We start from the raw sequence: 1205 nt of genomic DNA, 5'->3' as shown, positions 1-1205 counted from the left end.
GCAGCTTCTTCGGTGTTCGTGATATCAGTCATCGGGAGCAGAATTATGAATTCATCGCCACCATATCTCGCAAAAATATCTGCGGCTCGTAGAATCTTGGTACATATGTTTGCAACCCTTTTTAAGACAAAGTCTCCGGCTAGATGTCCAAGCATGTCATTCATATTCTTAAAATTATCTATGTCGAACATTATCAATCCCATTTTTGTGTCATATCGTTTTGCCTTCTCGATTTCACATTCTCCTAGCTCAAACAGACCTCGCCTGTTGTAAGCACCAGTGAGATAGTCTCTCACCGAGAGATCTCTCACCTCCTCGTGAAGACGGGCATTGTTTATGCCAATCGCAGCAATATCTGCAAATGCCTTGAGGGCATCAAGATGCCGCTTCTTAAACTTTCCGCCTTCTTCGCTGTCAACGGCGATCATTCCAATCGTTTCATCTCCAATAACCAGAGGAACGCCCATCCAGGATTTGATGAATATGAAGTCTGGTTTGTTGAATTGCTGGTACGCTCTCTGAGCATCTTCTGCTAGAATGATTTTTTTGTTTTTTACTACATCGAAGCCCGGACTCCCTTCTTCCATTGTGAATCTGGTCCCGACAAAAGAATCCTTTCCAGGCCAGCTACCGCCGACAATGATTAGATGATCCCCTTCAACTAACTCAACTGCGGCACTGTAGAATGGTATTACTTGTCTTAGACCCCCAACAATAGATTCGATTACCGTTCTCATGTTCAGATCCTTAGTAATCGCTTCGGTCGCCTTAATCAATGACTGCGACGTGATGTGGTTTCTCTTCGTAGCAACAAGATTTCTGATTTTCGTGAGAGAAAGAGAAACCGTAGTCCCAACCAACCTATAGAGACTCATACTTTCTTCGGTAAGACCTGTCACACGTTCTGTAAGGGTTTCAAAGGAACCAGCAATCTCATTATTCGATTCAAGTGCAATGCATATGTATCTCAGTTCCTTTCCTTCTATGATTGTATTTTGAACGATTATTCGATTTTCTCTGAGGGTTTCCTGAGCCTTTGAGTCCTTCATGAGATTCAGCGGAAATGCCTCGGTGTCGCCTCTCGAAACCTCAAGATCAAGATATTCATCCTCACTAAATGTGATCTTGCAACCGACCATTCCCTTCTCTTCGTATGCGCGATTCACAATCTTGGAAGCCGCTTCATGAAGATTATCACCGCTCAG

At 43.6% G+C, this 1205-nt stretch carries 1 protein-coding gene; it reads right to left on the bottom strand.

The genetic code is table 11. From position 1 onward, the window contains the following. The coding region (locus BG32_RS00110; protein WP_147434755.1) for a sensor domain-containing diguanylate cyclase at positions 1-1205 on the bottom strand (1205 nt) is incomplete at both ends.

Origin of the sequence: Mesotoga sp. HF07.pep.5.2.highcov, assembly GCF_003666285.1 — a bacterium.
GTDB lineage: Bacteria > Thermotogota > Thermotogae > Petrotogales > Kosmotogaceae > Mesotoga > Mesotoga prima.
The sequence above is the reverse complement of the archived record's forward strand: the minus strand, read 5'-3'. Positions and strand labels throughout refer to the sequence as shown.